The organism is Pseudoclavibacter chungangensis (assembly GCF_013410545.1).
Lineage (GTDB): Bacteria > Actinomycetota > Actinomycetes > Actinomycetales > Microbacteriaceae > Pseudoclavibacter > Pseudoclavibacter chungangensis.
In genome coordinates, this window is record NZ_JACCFV010000001.1 from 780,404 (window position 1) to 798,018 (window position 17,615).

Annotated in this window: 17 protein-coding genes, 1 tRNA gene and 1 pseudogene; 13 read left to right on the top strand and 6 right to left on the bottom strand. The window is 70.6% G+C overall.

Features of this window, described 5'->3' with window-relative positions; genetic code table 11:
* Positions 1-180 precede the first annotated feature (180 nt).
* The 7 genes from hisS (at position 181) to HNR16_RS03425 (ending at position 6,463) form a co-directional block, all read left to right on the top strand.
* Positions 181-1,509: a histidine--tRNA ligase gene (hisS, locus tag HNR16_RS03395; protein WP_158040101.1), complete on the top strand. Its 1,329-nt coding sequence runs from the start codon at positions 181-183 to the stop codon at positions 1,507-1,509.
* Complete coding sequence (locus HNR16_RS03400) at positions 1,506-2,144, top strand: maltose acetyltransferase domain-containing protein (RefSeq protein WP_225737817.1); 639 nt, start codon at positions 1,506-1,508, stop codon at positions 2,142-2,144. The genes hisS and HNR16_RS03400 overlap by 4 nt, the downstream gene beginning before the upstream one ends.
* 134 nt (positions 2,145-2,278) lie before the next feature.
* Positions 2,279-3,565 carry a phosphopyruvate hydratase gene (eno, locus tag HNR16_RS03405; RefSeq protein WP_158040100.1) on the top strand — a complete coding sequence of 429 codons (1,287 nt, stop codon included), beginning with the start codon at positions 2,279-2,281 and terminating at the stop codon, positions 3,563-3,565.
* 204 nt (positions 3,566-3,769) lie between these two features.
* Entirely contained in the window at positions 3,770-4,255 is a 486-nt protein-coding gene (locus HNR16_RS03410) for an FtsB family cell division protein (protein ID WP_158040099.1), read from the top strand.
* Entirely contained in the window at positions 4,252-4,767 is a 516-nt protein-coding gene (locus tag HNR16_RS03415; protein ID WP_158040098.1) for a DUF501 domain-containing protein, read from the top strand. Before HNR16_RS03410 ends, HNR16_RS03415 begins: the two co-directional genes overlap by 4 nt.
* Before the next feature lie 110 nt (positions 4,768-4,877).
* Complete coding sequence (locus tag HNR16_RS03420) at positions 4,878-6,326, top strand: NAD(P)/FAD-dependent oxidoreductase (protein WP_158040097.1); 1,449 nt, start codon at positions 4,878-4,880, stop codon at positions 6,324-6,326.
* 62 nt (positions 6,327-6,388) lie between these two features.
* A tRNA-Leu gene (locus HNR16_RS03425) sits at positions 6,389-6,463 on the top strand.
* A gap of 67 nt (positions 6,464-6,530) precedes the next feature.
* Here the strand turns inward: HNR16_RS03425 and HNR16_RS03430 are convergent.
* Both HNR16_RS03430 and HNR16_RS03435 read right to left on the bottom strand, forming a co-directional pair.
* A complete protein-coding gene (locus tag HNR16_RS03430; RefSeq protein WP_158040096.1) occupies positions 6,531-7,082 on the bottom strand; it encodes a tyrosine-type recombinase/integrase in 552 nt (183 codons plus the stop codon).
* A gap of 105 nt (positions 7,083-7,187) precedes the next feature.
* Entirely contained in the window at positions 7,188-7,826 is a 639-nt protein-coding gene (locus tag HNR16_RS03435; RefSeq protein ID WP_158040095.1) for a hypothetical protein, read from the bottom strand.
* A gap of 326 nt (positions 7,827-8,152) precedes the next feature.
* Between HNR16_RS03435 and HNR16_RS03440 the strand changes: the two genes are divergently transcribed.
* A complete protein-coding gene (locus HNR16_RS03440) occupies positions 8,153-9,076 on the top strand; it encodes an SDR family oxidoreductase (protein ID WP_158040094.1) in 924 nt (307 codons plus the stop codon).
* A 5-nt stretch (positions 9,077-9,081) separates the two neighbouring features.
* Positions 9,082-9,606, top strand: coding sequence for a MerR family transcriptional regulator (locus tag HNR16_RS03445; RefSeq protein WP_158040093.1), 525 nt, complete (start codon positions 9,082-9,084; stop codon positions 9,604-9,606).
* A 135-nt stretch (positions 9,607-9,741) separates the two neighbouring features.
* Here the strand turns inward: HNR16_RS03445 and HNR16_RS03450 are convergent, their stop codons facing one another.
* Positions 9,742-10,896, bottom strand: coding sequence for a pyridoxal-phosphate dependent enzyme (locus HNR16_RS03450; protein ID WP_158040092.1), 1,155 nt, complete (start codon positions 10,894-10,896; stop codon positions 9,742-9,744).
* Positions 10,893-12,344, bottom strand: a pseudogene (locus tag HNR16_RS17775) (M20 family metallo-hydrolase). Before HNR16_RS17775 ends, HNR16_RS03450 begins: the two are co-directional and overlap by 4 nt.
* On the opposite strand from HNR16_RS17775, the gene HNR16_RS03460 reads away from it, so the two are divergent.
* From HNR16_RS03460 to ilvA, 4 genes are all read left to right on the top strand, one after another.
* Positions 12,301-13,242: a LysR family transcriptional regulator gene (locus tag HNR16_RS03460; protein WP_218868372.1), complete on the top strand. Its 942-nt coding sequence runs from the start codon at positions 12,301-12,303 to the stop codon at positions 13,240-13,242. The pseudogene HNR16_RS17775 and the gene HNR16_RS03460 sit on opposite strands and share 44 nt — an antisense overlap.
* An 81-nt stretch (positions 13,243-13,323) precedes the next feature.
* The gene (locus HNR16_RS03465; RefSeq protein WP_158040091.1) at positions 13,324-13,899 is read left to right on the top strand and encodes a LemA family protein; all 576 of its coding nucleotides are present in this window, start codon (positions 13,324-13,326) and stop codon (positions 13,897-13,899) included.
* An 87-nt stretch (positions 13,900-13,986) separates the two neighbouring features.
* Positions 13,987-15,246, top strand: a complete 1,260-nt coding sequence (locus HNR16_RS03470) for an AI-2E family transporter (protein WP_158040090.1) — start codon at positions 13,987-13,989, stop codon at positions 15,244-15,246.
* Positions 15,227-16,474 carry a threonine ammonia-lyase gene (gene ilvA / locus HNR16_RS03475; protein WP_158040089.1) on the top strand — a complete coding sequence of 416 codons (1,248 nt, stop codon included), beginning with the start codon at positions 15,227-15,229 and terminating at the stop codon, positions 16,472-16,474. Before HNR16_RS03470 ends, ilvA begins: the two co-directional genes overlap by 20 nt.
* A 96-nt stretch (positions 16,475-16,570) precedes the next feature.
* On the opposite strand, the gene greA is transcribed toward ilvA, so the two are convergent.
* Both greA and HNR16_RS03485 read right to left on the bottom strand, forming a co-directional pair.
* Positions 16,571-17,059 (bottom strand): transcription elongation factor GreA, encoded by a 489-nt coding sequence (gene greA, locus HNR16_RS03480; protein WP_158040088.1) that lies wholly within the window; start codon positions 17,057-17,059, stop codon positions 16,571-16,573.
* Positions 17,060-17,178: 119 nt separating this feature from the next.
* Complete coding sequence (locus HNR16_RS03485; protein ID WP_158040087.1) at positions 17,179-17,574, bottom strand: DUF4307 domain-containing protein; 396 nt, start codon at positions 17,572-17,574, stop codon at positions 17,179-17,181.
* Between the last annotated feature and the right edge of the window lie 41 nt (positions 17,575-17,615).

The window sequence follows — 17,615 nt, forward strand, 5'->3', positions numbered from 1 at the left end:
GTTCAGACTCCGGTGCATTCCGTACGGAGGACGACTCGTGTTAGAGGACTCGTGTCGGTCGTCGTGCGCTCACGATTCGACCACGTCGCGGAGCGAACACGTCAGGGACACGTTCGTGGTCGATGGCGGGCCGCGCGCGAGGCTCCGACGCGCACCCGCCGAACCTGGGAGGATGACGGGGTGTCTACCTCCATCAACCCGCCCCGCGGTATGCGTGATTTCCTGCCCGCCGACAAGCGCCGACGCGAGCGTGTGCTCGCGGTGATCCGCGAGACGTTCCGGGCCCACGGCTTCGACGAGATCGAGACGCCCGTGATGGAGGAGTCCGATCGGCTGCACTCGGGGCTCGGTGGCGACAACGAGAAGATGTCGTTCGGTGTGCTCAAGCGCCGCATCTCGCGCGAGGAGCTCGAGGCCGCCGCGGCGGCCGACGACGCCGCGGCGCTCAGCGACCTCGGACTGCGCTTCGACCTCACGGTGCCGCTCGCGCGGTTCTACGCGACCCACCGGGGGAGCCTGCCGACCGTGTTCCGCTCGATCCAGGTCGCGCCGGTTTGGCGCGGCGAGCGTCCCCAGAAGGGGCGCTACCGCCAGTTCGTCCAGTGCGACATCGATGTGCTCGGCGAGCCGGGGGAGCTCGCCGAGATCGAACTGCTCACGGCCGGCTCCGCGACGCTCCAGGCACTCGGCCTCGGGGCGTGCACGATCCGCATCAACGACCGGCGCCTGCTCGGCGCGCTGCTCGCGGGCTGCGGCTTCGCCGACGACGAGCAGGCGGCGGCGCTCATCTCCATCGACAAGCTCGACAAGATCGGCGCCGAGGGCGTCGTCGACGAGCTCCACGAGCGCGATGCGGACGCGGCGGCGCGGCTCGGTGAGGTGCTCGCCGGGTGGGAGCCGCGCATCGCGGCGGGCATCGCGCCGACACGTGAGGGGATCCTCGACGCGCTCCCGCCCGCACTCCGTGAGGCGCCCGGTGTCGACGACGCGGCCACCGCGCTCGATCGCATCTCGACGGCGGTCGCGGCATCCGGCGGCGTGCCGATCGTGTTCGACCCGACCCTCGTGCGCGGCATGGGCTACTACACGGGCACGATCTTCGAGGTCGCCCACCCCGAGTCGGGCTCGTCGGTCGGGGGTGGCGGCCGCTACGACGGCATGATCGGCCGATTCCTCGGACAGGACGTGCCCGCCTGCGGCTTCTCGCTCGGGTTCGAGCGCATCATCGATCTCGCGGTGCTCGACGACGACGCGTCGGTCGCTCGCGAGGTGGCGCTCCTCGTCGACCGGCGGCTGCCCGCCGCCGATGCGGTCGCCGTCAAGCGCGCGGTGCTCGCATCGGGCGACGCCGCACGCGTCCGTGTCGAGCGCAAGCCGAAGAACGTGCGCGCGCTCATCACGCAGCTCGAGCAGCAGGGGTTCACGCACGTCGCGCACCTCCGCGACGAGCACGTCGCCGATCCGGCGTCGCTGCGCTTCGAGGCCATCGGCGAGGAGGCCGACGCATGACCGACGAGCACGTGACCGCGGGCCCGCAGCCGGGCGGTGCTGGCGAGCCGGTGGGCCAGTACGCGCGCATGGTCGCCGGTCTGCCGTATCGCGGCGACGAGGGGACCGCGGCCGCGTCGCTGCGCGCGAGGCGCCTCGCCCGCCGCTTCGCTGACGTGCAACTCGAGGACCCCGCGGCATCGACCGAGGTGCTGCGCGAGCTGTGCGGACACGTGGGGGAGGACGTCGTCGTCGTCGCGCCGATCTTCGTCGACTACGGCACGCAGCTCTCGATCGGCGACCGGACGTTCGTCAACGCGGGGCTCGTCGCGCTCGACGTCGTGCCCATCACGATCGGTGCGGACGTGCAGATCGGCCCGAACGTGCAATTGCTCGCGCCCGTTCACCCGCTCGACCCCGAACTGCGCCGCACGGGCATCGAGAGCGGGGACCCGATCACGATCGAGGACGGCGTGTGGCTCGGTGGTGGCGTCGTCGTGACGCCCGGCGTGACGATCGGGCGCGACAGCGTCGTCGGTGCGGGCAGCGTCGTGACGAGGGACGTGCCGCCGCGGTCGATCGCCGTCGGTAATCCCGCGCGCGTGATCGCGGGCGTCGACGACCGCGCCGAGCGCGACGCGGCCCGCTGGCACTGATCGTCGCCCCTCGGCGCTGATCGTCGCCCGACAGGACGCCGAACGTGGGACCGCCGCCGAGTCGGCCTCGCTAGACTGACAGCGGCCGCACCGCGGCCGATCCCCGCGCAGACGATCTCCTGAGGAGCATGTACGTGGCAAACATCGATGCGGTCCACGCCCGCGAAATTCTCGACTCCCGAGGCAACCCCACCGTCGAGGTCGAGGTGCTGCTGGACGACGGTGTCGTCTCGCGCGCCGCGGTCCCCTCGGGCGCGTCGACCGGAGCCTTCGAGGCCTACGAGCTGCGTGACGGCGACCCGGAGCGCTACGGCGGCAAGGGCGTGCAGAAGGCCGTCGACTCGGTCGTCGACGAGATCGAGCCCGCGATCGAGTTCCTCGACGCGACCGACCAGCGCGTCATCGACCAGGAGATGATCCAGCTCGACGGCACCGAGAACAAGTCGCGTCTCGGCGCGAACGCGATCCTCGGCGTGAGCCTCGCGGTCGCGAAGGCCGCCGCGGAGTCGTCCGACCTGCCCCTCTACCGCTACGTCGGTGGCCCGAACGCGCACGTGCTGCCCGTGCCGATGATGAACATCATCAACGGTGGCGCGCACGCCGACACGGGCGTGGACGTGCAGGAGTTCATGGTGCTGCCGATCGGTGCGGAGACCTTCTCGGAGGCCCTCCGCTGGGGTGCCGAGGTCTACCACGCGCTGAAGTCGACGATCAAGTCGAAGGGCCTGTCGACGGGCCTCGGCGACGAGGGCGGCTTCGCTCCCGACGCCGCGAACACGCGCGCGGCGCTCGACCTGATCGTCGAGGCGATCGGCACGACGCCCTACGTCCTCGGCCGCGACATCGCGCTCGGCCTCGACGTCGCGTCGAGCGAGTTCTACGCGGACGGCGTGTACTCCTTCGAGGGCGCGAAGCACTCGGCGGAGGACATGGTCGCGTTCTACGAGCAGCTCATCGTCGACTACCCGATCGTCTCGATCGAGGACCCGCTCGACGAGGAGGACTGGGAGGGCTACACGAAGCTCACGGCCGCGATCGGCGACCGCGTGCAGATCGTGGGCGACGACCTGTTCGTCACGAACCCCGAGCGCCTGCAGCGCGGGATCGACGCGAAGGCCGCGAACTCCATCCTCGTGAAGGTCAACCAGATCGGCACGCTCACCGAGACGCTCGACGCCGTCTCGCTCGCGCAGCGTCACGGCTACACGGCCGTGCTGTCGCACCGTTCCGGCGAGACCGAGGACACGACGATCGCGCACCTCGCGGTCGCGACGAACTGCGGCCAGATCAAGACCGGTGCGCCGGCCCGCAGTGACCGTGTCGCGAAGTACAACGAGCTGCTCCGCATCGAGGAGGAGCTCGACGAGGCCGCGGAGTACGCGGGCCGCTCGGCCTTCCCGCGCTTCACGCCCACGGCGTAGCGCGTCCCGAACGGGACACAGGACGGGCCGGGTGCGAACCCGGCCCGTCCGGCGTTCGGCCCGGGCACCTGTGATCCCGCCGTGGCATCGCGACGAACGGCACGGCCTGCCGAGCACTGCGCGCCCGGACTGGCATGATGATGCGTCGACGACCCCGGCCCACCCCGACCGAGGGGACCGGATCGACGCGAGAGGAACGCGACCATGGCCCGACGCCCCACCACGACCGACCGTCGGCACCGCGCCGCGACGGCGGGCAGCGGCTCGGAGCGGCGCCCCGTGCCACGCCCGTCGAGTGCGACGATCCTCATGCTCGTCGCGGTGCTCCTCGGGGTCGCCGTGCTCGCCCCGACGGTCACCCAGCTCATCGAGCAACGGCAGCGCATCAGCGACCTCCAGCAGTCGCTCACCCAGACGCAGCAGAACATCGACGCACTCACCCTCGAGCAGGCGCGCTGGACGGATCCGGCGTACGTGCAGGCGCAGGCCCGTGGCCGGTTGCTGTTCGTGAAGCCGGGGGAGACGAACTACCTCGTGGTGGACTCGGCACCGACCGCGGCACCGACGCAGCCGACGAGCGTGAGTGTGGAACAGCACGAGACGGAGAGCAATTGGTTGCAGACGTTCACCCAGTCGGTCGTGGCGAGCGGCACGACGAACACGCCGGCCGACGAGGGCGAGGTGAAGTGAGCGCGTTCGATCCGGCGAGCGACGCCGACATCGCGGTCGTCTCCGCACAGCTCGGACGCACCGCGCGTGGTGTCGTGGGCATCGGCGCGCGCTGTCGGTGCGGGAATCCGACGGTCGTCGTGACGGCCCCGCGGCTCGACGACGGCACGCCGTTCCCGACGCTCTACTACCTCACGCACCCGGCCGCGACGATCGCGATGTCGCAGCTCGAGGCCGCGCAGCTCATGGTCGAGATGCAGGATCGCCTGGCGGAGGACGAGGAGCTCCGTGCCGCGTATCTCGCGGCCCACGAGCGGTACCTCGCCGAGCGGGAGTCGATCGAGGTCGTCGAACCGATCCGCGGCATCAGCGCGGGGGGCATGCCGACGCGCGTCAAGTGCCTGCACGCGCTCGCGGCGCACGCACTCGCGGCGGGGCCGGGTGTGAACCCGATCGGCGACTGGGCACTGCGCGAGTCGCGCTGGTCGCCGGACGTGTGCGAGTGCGCCGAACCGGGAGCCGCACGGGCCTGACCCGCCCGGGTTCGCCGTCACCTCCGTACGCACTCAGGTGCGCACTCGCGGAGGTCTAGTATGGACACCGAAGATTTCGCTGTGAACTGAACGGTCCCGGAGGGAAACGCGTGACGAAGATCCTCATCGTTGGAGGCGGATACGCGGGGTTCTACACCGCGTGGAGGCTGGAGAAGCTCCTCAACCCCGGCGAGGCCCAGGTGACCCTGGTCGACCCGCTGCCGTACATGACCTATCAGCCATTCCTGCCGGAGGTCATCGGCGGCTCGATCGAGCCCCGCCACGTGCTCGTGTCGCAGCGTCGGCACCTGCGCCGCACCCGTGTGGTGACGGCCGAGGTCGAGAAGGTCGACCACGCACGCAAGGTCGCGACGCTCAAGCCCGAGCACGGTGACGCGTACGAGTTCTCGTACGACGTCATCGTCGTGACGGCGGGTTCGGTGTCCCGCACCTTCCCGATCCCGGGTATCGCCGACAACGCGATCGGGCTCAAGGCGGCCGAGGAGGCCGCCTGGATCCGTGACACGATCATCGACAACTTCAACCGTGCATCGGCACTGCCCCCGGGGCCCGAGCGTCAGCGGCTGCTCACGTTCGTCGTCGTCGGTGGCGGATTCGCCGGTATCGAGGCGTTCGGCGAGATGCGTTCGCTCGCGACCGATCTGCTCGAGGACTACCCCTCGCTGCAGTTCGACGACGTGCAGTTCCACCTCATCGAGGCCGCCGGGCGCATCATGCCCGAGGTCACGGAGGACGGCGCGGTCGCGGTCATCAAGCAGCTCGCGGAGCGCGGCGCGAAGGTGCACCTGAACACGCAGGTCACGTCGGCGGTCGACGGGGTCGTGGAGACCTCGGCGGGCGACAAGTTCCCGACGGACGTCATCGTGTGGACGGCCGGCGTCATGGCCGCGCCGTTCGTGAAGTCGAACACCGACCTGCCGGTCGACGAGCGCGGTCGCATCCGCGCGCGTGCCGACCTGCGTGTCGAGGGCGACGACGGCGTGATCCGCGACGCGTGGACCGCCGGCGACGTCTCGGCCGTGCCGGACCTCTCGGGTGGCGGTGTCGGCGGCTTCTGCGTGCCGAACGCGCAGCACGCCGTGCGTCAGGGCAAGCAGCTCGCCGAGAACCTCGTCGCGACCCTCCGCGGGCGTGCGCCGAAGGACTACTACCACGAGAACCTCGGGGCGGTCGCCGGTCTCGGCCCCTGGAACGGCGCGTTCCGTTCGGGCAAGATCATGCTCGTCGGCCCGCTCGCGTGGCTCGCGCACCGTGGCTACCACGGCACCGCGATCCCGACGATCGAGCGCAAGGTGCGCGTGTTCACCGACTGGTTCAACACGTTCTTCCTCGGCCGCGACTTCGTGCCGTTCTCGGCGCGTCAGCACCCGCGGGCCTCGTTCGAGCGCTTCGCCTCGAAGCCCCGTCCGAAGCCCGCCGAGGAGCCGGCCCCCGCGTCGCCCGTGACGGACGCCCCGGTCGCCGACAAGGCGGACGCGAAGCCCGCCCAGGCGCCGAAGACGGTCAACCGTCCCACGGCCAAGGCGAACGCCGAGTAGGCACCCGAGCCACCGGTCGCGCGCCGTCGCATCAGCGAGATGCGGCGGCGCGCGGTCGTTCCGCCCCCGTGGCCCAACTGGCAGAGGCAGCGAACTTAAAATCCGCTACGGTTCGGGTTCGAATCCCGACGGGGGCACCGACTCGCCCACTCCCGACTGGGGACTCGATCCGGTCCGCGCGATCGACGTTGCGAGATGTACCGCTTAGTGTCCATTTAGTCCGGGACGTCCAAGGAACATCGACACGTCCGGCGTCGGCGCGGCCTCGATGTAGTGCCGCTCCGTCACGAACGACGACGCGTGCCCGGGCTGCATCTGCGCCGCCGCGGGTGACAACTTCCGGGCGAGTTCGGTCGCGACGGCCTTCCGCACGCTCTTCGGCGTGAGCCCCTCGAAGTCGCTGCCCTCGATCGCCGCGCGCCACCGGATCCGCAGATTCCCCTCCGACATGGGTGTGCCCGCGTGCGACGCGAAGACGAGATCGTGTGCCGCCTCCACGCGCCGCCTCGTGAGCACGTCGACGCCGTACCGGGGCAGCGTGAGTGTCCGCATGCCCGCGCGCGATTTCGTGTGCTCCTGCCGTACTGAGCGCCCGTCGAGGTCGACGGTGACTGTCGCGAAGATCTGCACCGTGCCTGCGTCGAGGTCGACACCGTCCCACCGGAGCGCGAGCGCCTCACCGATGCGGAGGGGCGGTAGGCGTGGTGCCGCGTGCTCGCGACGTCGTCGAGTGCGGCCGCGTGGGCTATGCAGCACGCTGCCGAATTCGCGCGGTCGAGACGATCGGTCGGACGGTCACGGATCCCCCGAGCAAAAGAACGCCCCTCCACTGGTGCGGCGGTGCGGCGTTTCGTCGTTGAGTCAGAGAGGCAGCTCGAAGCCGAATCCCGTCGGCATGCCCTGCGCGGATCCGCCCGAGAACGTGATGATCAGTGCACCGCCGCCGTCGCCAGGAATGCCGATCAGTTCCTTCCCGTGAATCTTCTCGCCCATATTGATCCAGGTGGGGAAGTCGCCGTACTCGTCAGGGAGCCCCTGCGCGATGTGAACGACGCCGTTGTTCACCTTGACGCCGTCGGCATCGATACCCGAGAACACGAAGCTCATCTTGGCTTGTAGGTCGGATGTTGCGTTGGCGCTGATCTCGACCGCGTAGTACGTCAGTGACGTGTCGTACTCGAAGTAGGGCTTGCTTGTGTCGGGGTTCGTTTCGGTCTGGAGCGCGTTCGGGTCGATCTGCTCCACGCTGTTGACGGTCCACGTGCCGACGGGGAGGTCGGCGTCCCAGAGCTGGTTCTCCTGGCCCACGGCGATGATCTGATGTCCGCGTTCGGAGACTCCGCCGGCCTCGGTTGCTGAGATGGTCTCGGCCGCCTCGGCGGCGGGCGTGGTTGCTGCTGGGGTGGAGATCTCGGACACCTCCGTGGTTGAGGATGCGCCGGCGCATCCGGTCAGGAGAAGGAGCGCGGCTGCGGCCGCGGCGACGAGGGGGGTTCGCATGGGCATGACCGTAGTGGAACCGGGGGACACGTGGGGGCTCGAGCTGCCGCCTAGTGTCCATCGAGTCCGGGCTCGACCTGGAAGCGGGACGCGGTATCGAGCACCCAGGCACCCGCACGTACACACACGGGAACTGTGCGGATGCTGCGGGATATGCGAACCGTGACTCGTTGCGGATCGGGGTCGAATCCCGACGGGGCAGCAGACGCGCGAATACTACGAACGCACCACGCGCCCGTGGTTCGGGGTGTCGGCGAACTCGGGCTGTGCGCCCGCTGGGAACGATGTTTGCGTTCGAGTGCGCTCGAAGATCTACCGTTCAACGCATGAACGAAGCAACGGGTATCCACACCGGCAACGACCCGTCGAGTGGTGAGGTCGGAACCCCCGACCGCTCGCTCGGCTGGGTCGTCACGGGCGCATCGCAGGGGTTCGGGCGAGCGCTCGTCGAGGCCCTCCTCGCCCGCGGCGACTCCGCCGTCGCGACCGTCAGGGACGAGTCGTCCATCGCGGACCTCCTCGACGCGTACCCACAGCGATTGACCGTCGTCACGGCCGACTTCCGGGAGCGCGATGCCGCCGACCGCGTCGCCGCCGCCGCGCTCGAGCGTCTCGGCACGCCGGACGTGCTCGTCAACAACGCGGGGCGAGCGATCGTCGGAGCGGCCGAGGAGGTCGAGCCGGACGCCCTGCGGGAACTGATGGACGTCAACTTCTTCGCCGCGACGACCCTCACGCGGGCGCTTCTGCCCGCCATGCGTCGCCGGGGCGGCGGCACGATCATGCAGTTCTCGAGCCAGGGCGGACGCCTCTCGTTCCCCGGCGTCGGCGCCTATTCCGCGAGCAAGTTCGCACTCGAGGGCTGGAGCGAGGCGCTCGCCGCGGAGGTCGCGCCGTTCGGGATCCGGGTCGTGTGCGTCGAACCGTCCCGGTTCCGCACCGGCTTCAACACCGGCCACTCGCTCGGCATGAGCACCGAACTCGACGCCTACGCGCCGGTCGTCGGCGCGGTGCGCGCCGAACTCGCCGGCGCCGACGGCATCCAGGAGGGCGACCCGGCGCGTGCCGCCGAGATCCTCGTCGACCTCGCCCACGGCGACCGGGTACCGCTCCGGCTCCCGCTCGGTGCGGAGGCCGTCGATCGGCTGACCGACGCCTACACGGATGCACTCGCGAACGTGCGCTCGCTCGCCGACCTCGCGCGGAGCGCCGATTTCGCCGACGCCGCGCCGTCGAGCCGGGTGGTGTGACGACGATGCCGACCGATCACGTGATGGCGCGCGTCCTGACCGAACTCGGCGAGACGACCGAGATCGACGGGACACTCCCGATCGAGGTCATCCATCGGATGGTCGACGTCGGCGATGCGGGCGAGCCGATGAGCATCGCCGAACTCGCACCCCTCCTCGGGCTCTCGCCGCACACCCTGCGGTACTACGAGCAGGCCGGCCTCGTGCATGTCGGGAGGGACGACGCCGGGCGTCGCGTGTACGACGCCGAGGCCCAACGACGGCTCGTGTTCATCACGCGCATGCGGCTGTCCGGCATGCCCATGCGCGACCTGCAGCACTACGTCGAACTCGTCGAAGCGGGGAGCGAGACCGAACCCGAGAGGCTCGACATCCTCGTCGAGCATCGCGACACGATCCGGCGACAGATCCGCGAGCTGCAGCTCTCGCTCGTCGCGACGGAGTACAAGATCGCCGTCTACGGCGGTGCCACGGGGAGCGCCGGCCGTGACGGAACCGATGCGGACGCCGGGCGGGGCACCGGGGCCTGAGCGGCACCGGATCGGGGCACGGCGTGCGGTACGGGGGAGGGCAGCATCCCGAGTCGACGGCCGACGATCGCACCGTCGCGGGCCGCCCCGTGCGGTGGTCCTGGCACCCGCGACGGGGCGAGCGACGACCGGTCGTCAGCTCCGGCGCTCCCTCGTCGCGTCGGGCTGCTGCGGGTCGTCGCCGGGCACCTCCGCGAGCTGCGGGTTCGCACCGCGGCCCTCGGTGCTGAGCAGGACGACGACGTCGTCCGCCCCGAGCGGGCGCAGGGCGGCGAGCGCGCGGACGCCCGCGAGCGTCGCCGCGCCGCACGGAGCGGCATCGACGCCGAGCGCTTCGAGGTCGAGCACGGCCCTGGTCGCCTCGGCATCCGTCACGGTGAGCGCGAGATCGACACCAGGCGCGAGATCGGGCCACGCGGTCGACGAGGGCGTCCCGCAATTGAGTCCCGCCATGATCGTCTCGCCCGTCGCCACGCTCACCGTACGCCCGGCTCGCAGCGACTCGAGCAGCGCGGGCGCCGCGTCGGGCTCGACCGACAGCACGCTCGGCGCGTGCGGTGACGAGCGCGCGAAGCGGACCGCGGCGTGCGCGAACGAGCCGACCCCGACGGGGACCGCGAGGAGCGAGACACGAGCGACACCGCACGCCGCGAGCTGTTCGTCGATCTCGCCGAACATCGTCGCGTGGCCGTCGACGATCCACCGCGGAACCCGCTCGTACCCTTCCCATGCCGTGTCCTGCACGAGGAGTCCGTGCTCGCCGAGCTCGTCCGCGGCGCGGGCCGCCGCCGACACGACCTCGTCGTACGGCGCCGCGAGCTCCACGACCGCCGCGCCCTCCGCGGCGATCGCCGCCTTCGCCGCCTCGCTGATGCTGCTCGGCACGAGTACGTGCGCGTCGAGGTCGAGCAGGCGCGCGGTGTGCGCGACCGCGCGACCGTGGTTGCCGTCGGTCGCCGCGACGAGCGTCACCGGCTCGGCGGCGGCGTGCGCCCGGAGCGCAGCGAGCCTCGGCGGCTCCGCGAGATGCAGGCGCTCCGCGAGGGCCCGCGCGATCGCGTACGAGGCACCGAGGATCTTGAAGGCGGGCAGCCCGAGCCGCTCCGACTCCTCCTTCACGAACACGCGCGCGACCCCGAGCTCGTCCGCGAGGGACGGGACGTCGACGAGCCGTGTCGCCCGGTAGCCCGGGAGCGTGCGATGGAAGTCGCGTGCCCCGCCACCGCGGCTCGTCGCCCACGCGCGCGCGGCGGGGTGCTCGTAGAGCACCCGCTCGACCGCGCCGCTCACGGCCGCCGCTCCGCGAGACGCACGAGGGTGTTCGCGAGGACCTCGACGCCCGCCGCGCAGTCCTCCGGCGTCGAGTACTCGCGCGGGTTGTGGCTGATGCCGTCGTGCTGACCGCGCACGAACACCATCGCGGTCGGGGCGATCGCCGCCACCTCCTGCGCATCGTGCCCGGCGCCCGACATGATGCGGGTCGTCTGGTGCCCGAGCTCGGCCGCCACCTCGGCGATCGTGTCCTGCACCGCCGCATCGAACGGCACGCAATTCGTTTTCGCCATCCGATGCGTCGCGACGCGGAGGCCCGGTTGCCGTTCGGGCAGCGTCGCGAGGAACGCATCGAGCTCGGCATCGGCCGCCGCCATCGCCTCGTCGTCCGGATTGCGCAGATCGACCGTGAGCTCGGCGCGATCCGGGACGACGCTCGGCAGGCCCGGCGAGGTCGCGATGTGGCCGACCGTCGCGCGCAGGCGCCCGTATCGGCCGGAGTCGACCATCTCACGCACGTGGACGACGATCTGCGCGGCTGCGAGCCCCGCGTCGACGCGCAACTCGGTCGGCGTCGTCCCCGCGTGGGCCGCCCGGCCGTGCAGCGTCACGCGCTGCCACGAGATCGCCTGCACGCCCGTCACGACGCCGACCGCGAGTCCCGCGCGGAGCAGGACCGGCCCCTGCTCGATGTGACACTCCACGTAGGCGTGGGGCGGGTCGAGGCGAACGGGCCGCTCGCCGCGGTAGCCGATGCGAACGAGCTCGTCGCCGAAGCGGAGCCCGGCGGCATCCGTGAGCGCGTAGGCGTCCTTGAGGGCGATACGCCCGGCGGCGACGGCCTAACCGAGCATGTCGGTGCCGAATCGCACCCCCTCCTCCTCGGTCCACGACGCGATCACGATCGGCCGGCGGGTCCGGATGCCCTGTTCGTCGAGCGAGCGCACGACCTCAAGGGCACCGACGACGCCGAGGCAGCCGTCGAAGGCACCGGCCGTGCCCACCGAATCGATGTGCGAGCCGGCCACGACCGGCGCGAGGGCGGGTTCCGTTCCCTCACGGCGGCCGAAGATCGTCCCCATCTCGTCGATCGTCACCTCGAGTCCCGCGTCGCGCAGCCACGACACGAGCAGGTCTCGCCCCGCGGCGTCCTCGTCCGTGAGCGATCGGCGGTTCACGCCGACGAGCGTCGACTCCTCGTCGTCGTATGCGCCGATGCGCGCGAGATCCATGAGGGACGCCCACAGGCGGTCCGTGTCGATGCGCACGCGCTCGGACGTGCCCCGTGTGGTCGTCGTGTCGGACGTCATGCTGCCTCCAGGGTGAGTGTTTCTCGCGCTCGATCGGCGCCGATTCCACGGTAGGCAGCGATGAATGATCGATCGATACGATGAATCAGATCGGTAGCGGTGAAGGCGATCGATGATTGGAGGTGGCGACGTGTACGACGTGCATCGTCTGCGCATCCTGCGTGAAGTGCGGCTCCGCGGCACGCTGGCCGCCGTCGCGAGCGCGCTCGGCTACAGCCCGTCCGCGATCTCCCACCAGCTGTCGATCCTCGAACTCGAGACCGGTGCGACGCTCCTCGAGTCCGTCGGACGTGGTGTGCGCCTCACGCCGACCGCGCTCGCCCTCGTCACCCATGCCGAGAACGTCCTCCGCGAGTTGGTGCGTGCGGAGGCGACGGTCGCCGCCCACCGGACCGACGTCGTCGGGACCGTTCGTGTCGCGACGTTCCAGACGGCGGCCTGGGCTCTCGTGCCCGCCGCCGTCCGTTCGCTCGCCGAGCGGCACCCCGGGCTCGAACTCGCCTTCACTCACGTCGCGGCGGAGACCGCGGTCGCGGGCCTGCTCGCCCGCGACGTCGACATCGCACTCACCGAGCGCTTCCCGGGGGAGGTTCCACTGCGACACGACGGCGTGACGGTGACGCCGCTCCTCGACGATCCGCTCGTGCTCGCGACACCGGCATCGTGGCGGCCGGCGGAGCCCGTCGCCCCCGCCGTGCTCGCCGGGCGGCCGTGGGCGATGGAGCACGAGGGCACCGGCGCGCGCACCTGGACGGAGCGCGTGTGCCACGACGCGGGATTCGTGCCGCGGATCGTCGCGGAGACCGATGACGTGCGGCTCCACGTGCATCTCGTCCGCAGCGGAATCGTCGCGGCGTTCGTCCCTGCGCTCGGGCTCGTCACCGAGGACGGCATCGTCACGACACCCACGGGGGAGCACCGGTCCATCGGGCTCGCGGTCCGCAGCGGCGGCGAACGGGCCCCGGCCGTGGTCGCTGCGTGCGACGCGCTCGCGGCGTCGGTTCGGCACGTGAGCGAGGTCCGATCGGGTCGGAGGTCGCGAACGACGCGGTGACGCGCGTGGTGTGCCGGGCGCAGGACGGCCTCGTCGCAGTTCTCCGGCCGGAACGTCGGGTGAAGTCGTTAGCATCGGGGCATGGAACTTCTCCCGCTCTGGATCGCCCTCGCGGTCGTGATCGTGATCGTGGCCGTGATCGCGCTCGTCTGGATCTCGCAGCGACGACGCCTCGTCCGACTCGGTGACAACGCCGACCGGGCGTGGGGCGAGGTGCGCGGCGGCATCGAGCGCCGCGCCGAACTCGTGCCCCGGCTGCTCGAGGCCGTGCGCACACCCGCCTCGCACGAGAACCGCGCGTTCGAGCAGGCCGAAACGGCCATCGCCGACTCCCTCTCGGCCGCGAGTCCCGCCGACGCGTCGGCGGTCGAGAACCGCGTCCAGGGCGCCATCAGGGGCCTCTTCTCCGTCGCCGAGGGGTACCCCGCGCTGCAGACGGACGCCGACTTCCTCGCGCTGCAGAAGCAGCTCGTCGACGAGGAGAACGCGATCCAGAGTGCCCGCCGCTTCTACAACGGCGCCGCCCGTGAACTCGGCACCGCGGTGCGGACGTTCCCCAGCAACGTCGTCGCGCGGTCGATGGGGGAGCACGAGCGCGAGTTCTTCGAGGTCGCCGACCGGGCCGCGATCGCGGAGCCCCCGCGCGTGCAGTTCTGACGTGCACGGACGACGTACACGACGCCCTGCGCGAACGAGGCAGGACGCGAGGCTTCCGCACGTGTGCCCACTCCTAGGATCGAGCGCATGACCACGAGTACCCCCGACGGCGCGCGAACGGGATCCACGCGCGCCTCCCATCCCGACGACGGCATCGGTCCGTCGACGGGCGAAGCGGCACTCGTGCCGCGAGGCATGCGGATCGCGGGCGCCTACTCGTGGCGCTTCGTCGCGATCGTCCTCGCCCTCGTCCCCATCGGATGGCTCATCGCCCAGGCGAAGATCATCGTCATCCCCGTCCTCGTCGCGGCACTGCTCGCGTCCCTCCTGTCACCGCTCATGAAGTGGCTCATGCACCGAGCGCGCTTCCCCAAGTGGGCCGCGCTCGTCGTGACGCTGCTCGTGCTGTTCACGGCCGTGTCGGTACTCATCTACCTCGTCATCACGCAGTTCGCGAGCGGTCTGCGCTTCGACGTCGACGCGATCCAGACGCAGTACCAGGACTTCCTCGCGCTGCTCGAGAACTCGTGGCTCCACGTCACGCAGGAGCAGATCACCCAGGCGACGAGCCAGGCGATCTCGTGGTTCCAGTCGAACGTGACGAACCTGCTCTCGAGCGCCGTGAGCGCGGGCTCCACCGCCGTCGCGATCGCGACCGGTGCGCTCGTGACGCTCTTCACGCTCATCTTCTACCTGCTCGACGGCCGCGTCATCTGGCTCTTCATCGTCACGCTGTTCCCGCGTGCCGCCCGGGCGGCGGTCGACGGTGCGGGCCTTCGCGGCTGGGAATCGATCGGTCACTACGTCCGCGTGCAGATCGTCGTGGCGCTCATCAACGCCGTCGGCATCGGTATCGGGGCGGCCGTCCTCCAGGTGCCGTTCGCGATCCCCATAGCGATCATCGTCTTCCTCGCGTCGTTCGTGCCGTTCGTCGGCGCGTTCGCGTCGGGCACGCTCGCGGTGGTCATCGCCCTCGGCGCGAACGGACTCGTCAACGCGCTCATCATGCTCGTCATCGTCGTCGGCGTCATGCAGCTCGAATCGCACGTGCTGCAGCCGCTCATCATGGGCAACGCGGTCAAGGTGCACCCCCTCGGCGTCCTGCTCGCGGTGAGTGCCGGGTCCATCTTCGGCGGCATCGCGGGCGCCGTGTTCGCGGTACCGTTGGTCGCGAGCGCCAAGGTCGTGGTGCAGTACATCGCGAGCGGCGAGTGGCACGGGCTCCCCGACCCGACCAAGGTGGGCAGACCCCCGGAGCCCAAGCCGAACCGCATCGTCGCGCGCGTCCGCGAGACGCGCGGGACCGACAGAAAGGCCGACCCTCGGCATGACGAGCACGATTCCTGAACTCGAACTGATCGAAGCGGCACGAGAGATCGTCAACCGGGTCATCACCTCGACCCCGATGGACTCGGCGCGCTTCCTCACCGACGAGCTCGGTTCTCCCGTCTTCCTCAAGTGCGAGAACATGCAGCGCACCGGTTCGTACAAGATCCGTGGAGCCACCTACCGGCTCTCGCGCCTGAGCGACGAGCAGCGCGAGCGCGGTGTCGTCGCGGCGTCGGCCGGGAACCATGCGCAGGGCGTCGCGTTCGCGGCGCGTGAGCTCGGCATCGCCGCGACGATCTTCATGCCCGTCGGGGTGCCGCTCCCGAAGCTGCAGGCGACGCGCGGGTACGGGGCGGACGTCGTCCTCACGGGGAACAACGTCGCCGAGGCGCTCGAGGCGGCGAAGCGGTTCGCGGCCGAGACGGGTGCGGAGTTCATCCACCCCTACGACCACATCGACGTCATCACGGGACAGGCGACCCTCGCCCTCGACGTGTTCGACCAGTTGCCCGACGTCGACACGATCATCGTGCCGATCGGCGGTGGCGGACTCATCTCGGGTGTCGCGTCCGCGGCGATCCGACACGAGGAGGCCACGGGTCACCACGTTCGCGTCATCGGCGTGCAGGCGGCCAATTCGGCGCCGTTCCCGATCTCGGTCGAGGCGGGGCGACCGGTCAAGATCTCGGCCGATCCGACGATCGCCGACGGTATCGCGGTCGATCGCCCGGGGGACCTGACGTTCGAGTACGTGCGCGACCTCGTCGACGACATCGTCACGGTCAGCGAGGACGACATCTCGCGAGCGATCCTGCTGCTCATCGAGCGCGCGAAGCTCGTCGTCGAGCCGGCGGGTGCGACGGGCGTCGCGGCGATCCTCGCGGGCCGTGTCGTCGCGGCGGGGAAGACGGTCGTCGTCCTGTCGGGCGGCAACATCGACCCGCTCATGCTCGAGAAGGTGATCTCGACGGGCCTGACCGCGTCCGACCGCTATATGAAGATGGTCATCGGCCTGCCCGATGTGCCCGGGCAGCTCGCGACGATCTCGCGCATCCTCGCCGAGGTGAACGCGAATGTCATCGAGGTGCTGCACACGCGGCACAACAAGGGCCTGCAGGTGACCGAGGTCGAGCTCGAGGTGTCGGTCGAGACGCGCGGCACCGAGCACGCTCGACTCGTGATCGAGGCGCTGCGCGCGGCCGGGTACGAGCCGAAACTGCGCCGCGGCGAGACGTTCGTGCCCTGACGCCGGGACGGCGGACGACGACGGGCCCCGTCGACGCATGGCGTCGACGGGGCCCGTCGTCCGTGAGCGGGAGCATGGCGCCCGGCACGGTGGGGCTCAGGGGGTGAACGTCTCGACGTTCAGCACCTTGACCGTCATGTCCTTGCCGTTGGGGGCCTCGAAGCTCGTCGTGTCGCCCTGCTTGAGGCCGAGGATCGCGGCGCCGAGCGGGCTCTCGGCCGAGTACACGCGCAGCTCGGTCTGCGAGGCCATCTCGCGCGAACCGAGCAGGAACTTCGACTCGCGCCCCGCGAGTTCGGCGGTGACGACCGTGCCGGTCTCGACGACGCCCGAGGCCTCGGGCGCCTCGCCCACGACCGCGTTCTTCAGCATGGCTTCGAGCTCGCGGATCCGGGCCTCGATCTTGCCCTGCTCGTCCTTCGCGGCGTGGTACCCGGCGTTCTCCTTCAGATCGCCGTCCTCGCGCGCCTCCTCGATCCGCTTCGCGATCTCCTCGCGGCCGGTGGTCGAGAGCGTGTCGAGCTCGTCCTTCAGACGGTCGAACGTCGCGGGGGTGAGCCAGGTCTCGGTGGAGGATGCTGACATGGTTGGACTCCTAGTACGAACAAGAGGTGTGCGGGGCGGGAGTCTCCCGCCGACCGCGGCGCGTTCGCGCCGGACATAAGCCAAAGCTCCGACGTGGTGCCGGAGCTTGATCGCATACCCTATCGTACCCGGCAGTCCTCCACCACAACGGTGGTCGCCGTCTGCACGGTCGAGACGACCTCCGTGTACGCCTGCGTCGAGAGCTGCGCCGCGGGAAGCTCGACCACGACCCACCCGACCACCGCGCTCTGCGCGCTCGTCGCCTCGATCGTGCACGCGAGCGCCGTCCCCGGCTGGGCGGTCACGACGTAGTCGACCTCGATGGCCTCGCCGTCGTCCGCGACGCGGAAGTTGACGACGCTCGTGGACACCTGTGCCTCGGCATCCGGACCGAAGGTCGTGAACGCCCAGAAGCCGATGACGACGACGAGCAGAACGGCACCGACGAGGTAGCCCCAGCGGTCGCGGCGGGTGGACTGTCGCGTGCCGTAGCGTTCGTCGAGAGCGGACGTCACCGTGCTCCTTCCGAGCGCCGCCGCCGATCTGGCGCGTTAGG

Coding starts and splice junctions, on each gene's coding strand:
- HNR16_RS03400 (WP_225737817.1), top strand. CDS start 1,506: ATGACCGACGAGCACGTGACCGCGGGCCCGCAGCCGGGCGGTGCTGGC.
- HNR16_RS03410 (WP_158040099.1), top strand. CDS start 3,770: ATGGCCCGACGCCCCACCACGACCGACCGTCGGCACCGCGCCGCGACG.
- HNR16_RS03435 (WP_158040095.1), bottom strand. CDS start 7,826: ATGCGAACCCCCCTCGTCGCCGCGGCCGCAGCCGCGCTCCTTCTCCTG.
- HNR16_RS03440 (WP_158040094.1), top strand. CDS start 8,153: ATGAACGAAGCAACGGGTATCCACACCGGCAACGACCCGTCGAGTGGT.
- HNR16_RS03445 (WP_158040093.1), top strand. CDS start 9,082: ATGCCGACCGATCACGTGATGGCGCGCGTCCTGACCGAACTCGGCGAG.
- HNR16_RS03460 (WP_218868372.1), top strand. CDS start 12,301: ATGATTGGAGGTGGCGACGTGTACGACGTGCATCGTCTGCGCATCCTG.
- HNR16_RS03465 (WP_158040091.1), top strand. CDS start 13,324: ATGGAACTTCTCCCGCTCTGGATCGCCCTCGCGGTCGTGATCGTGATC.
- HNR16_RS03470 (WP_158040090.1), top strand. CDS start 13,987: ATGACCACGAGTACCCCCGACGGCGCGCGAACGGGATCCACGCGCGCC.
- ilvA (WP_158040089.1), top strand. CDS start 15,227: ATGACGAGCACGATTCCTGAACTCGAACTGATCGAAGCGGCACGAGAG.
- greA (WP_158040088.1), bottom strand. CDS start 17,059: ATGTCAGCATCCTCCACCGAGACCTGGCTCACCCCCGCGACGTTCGAC.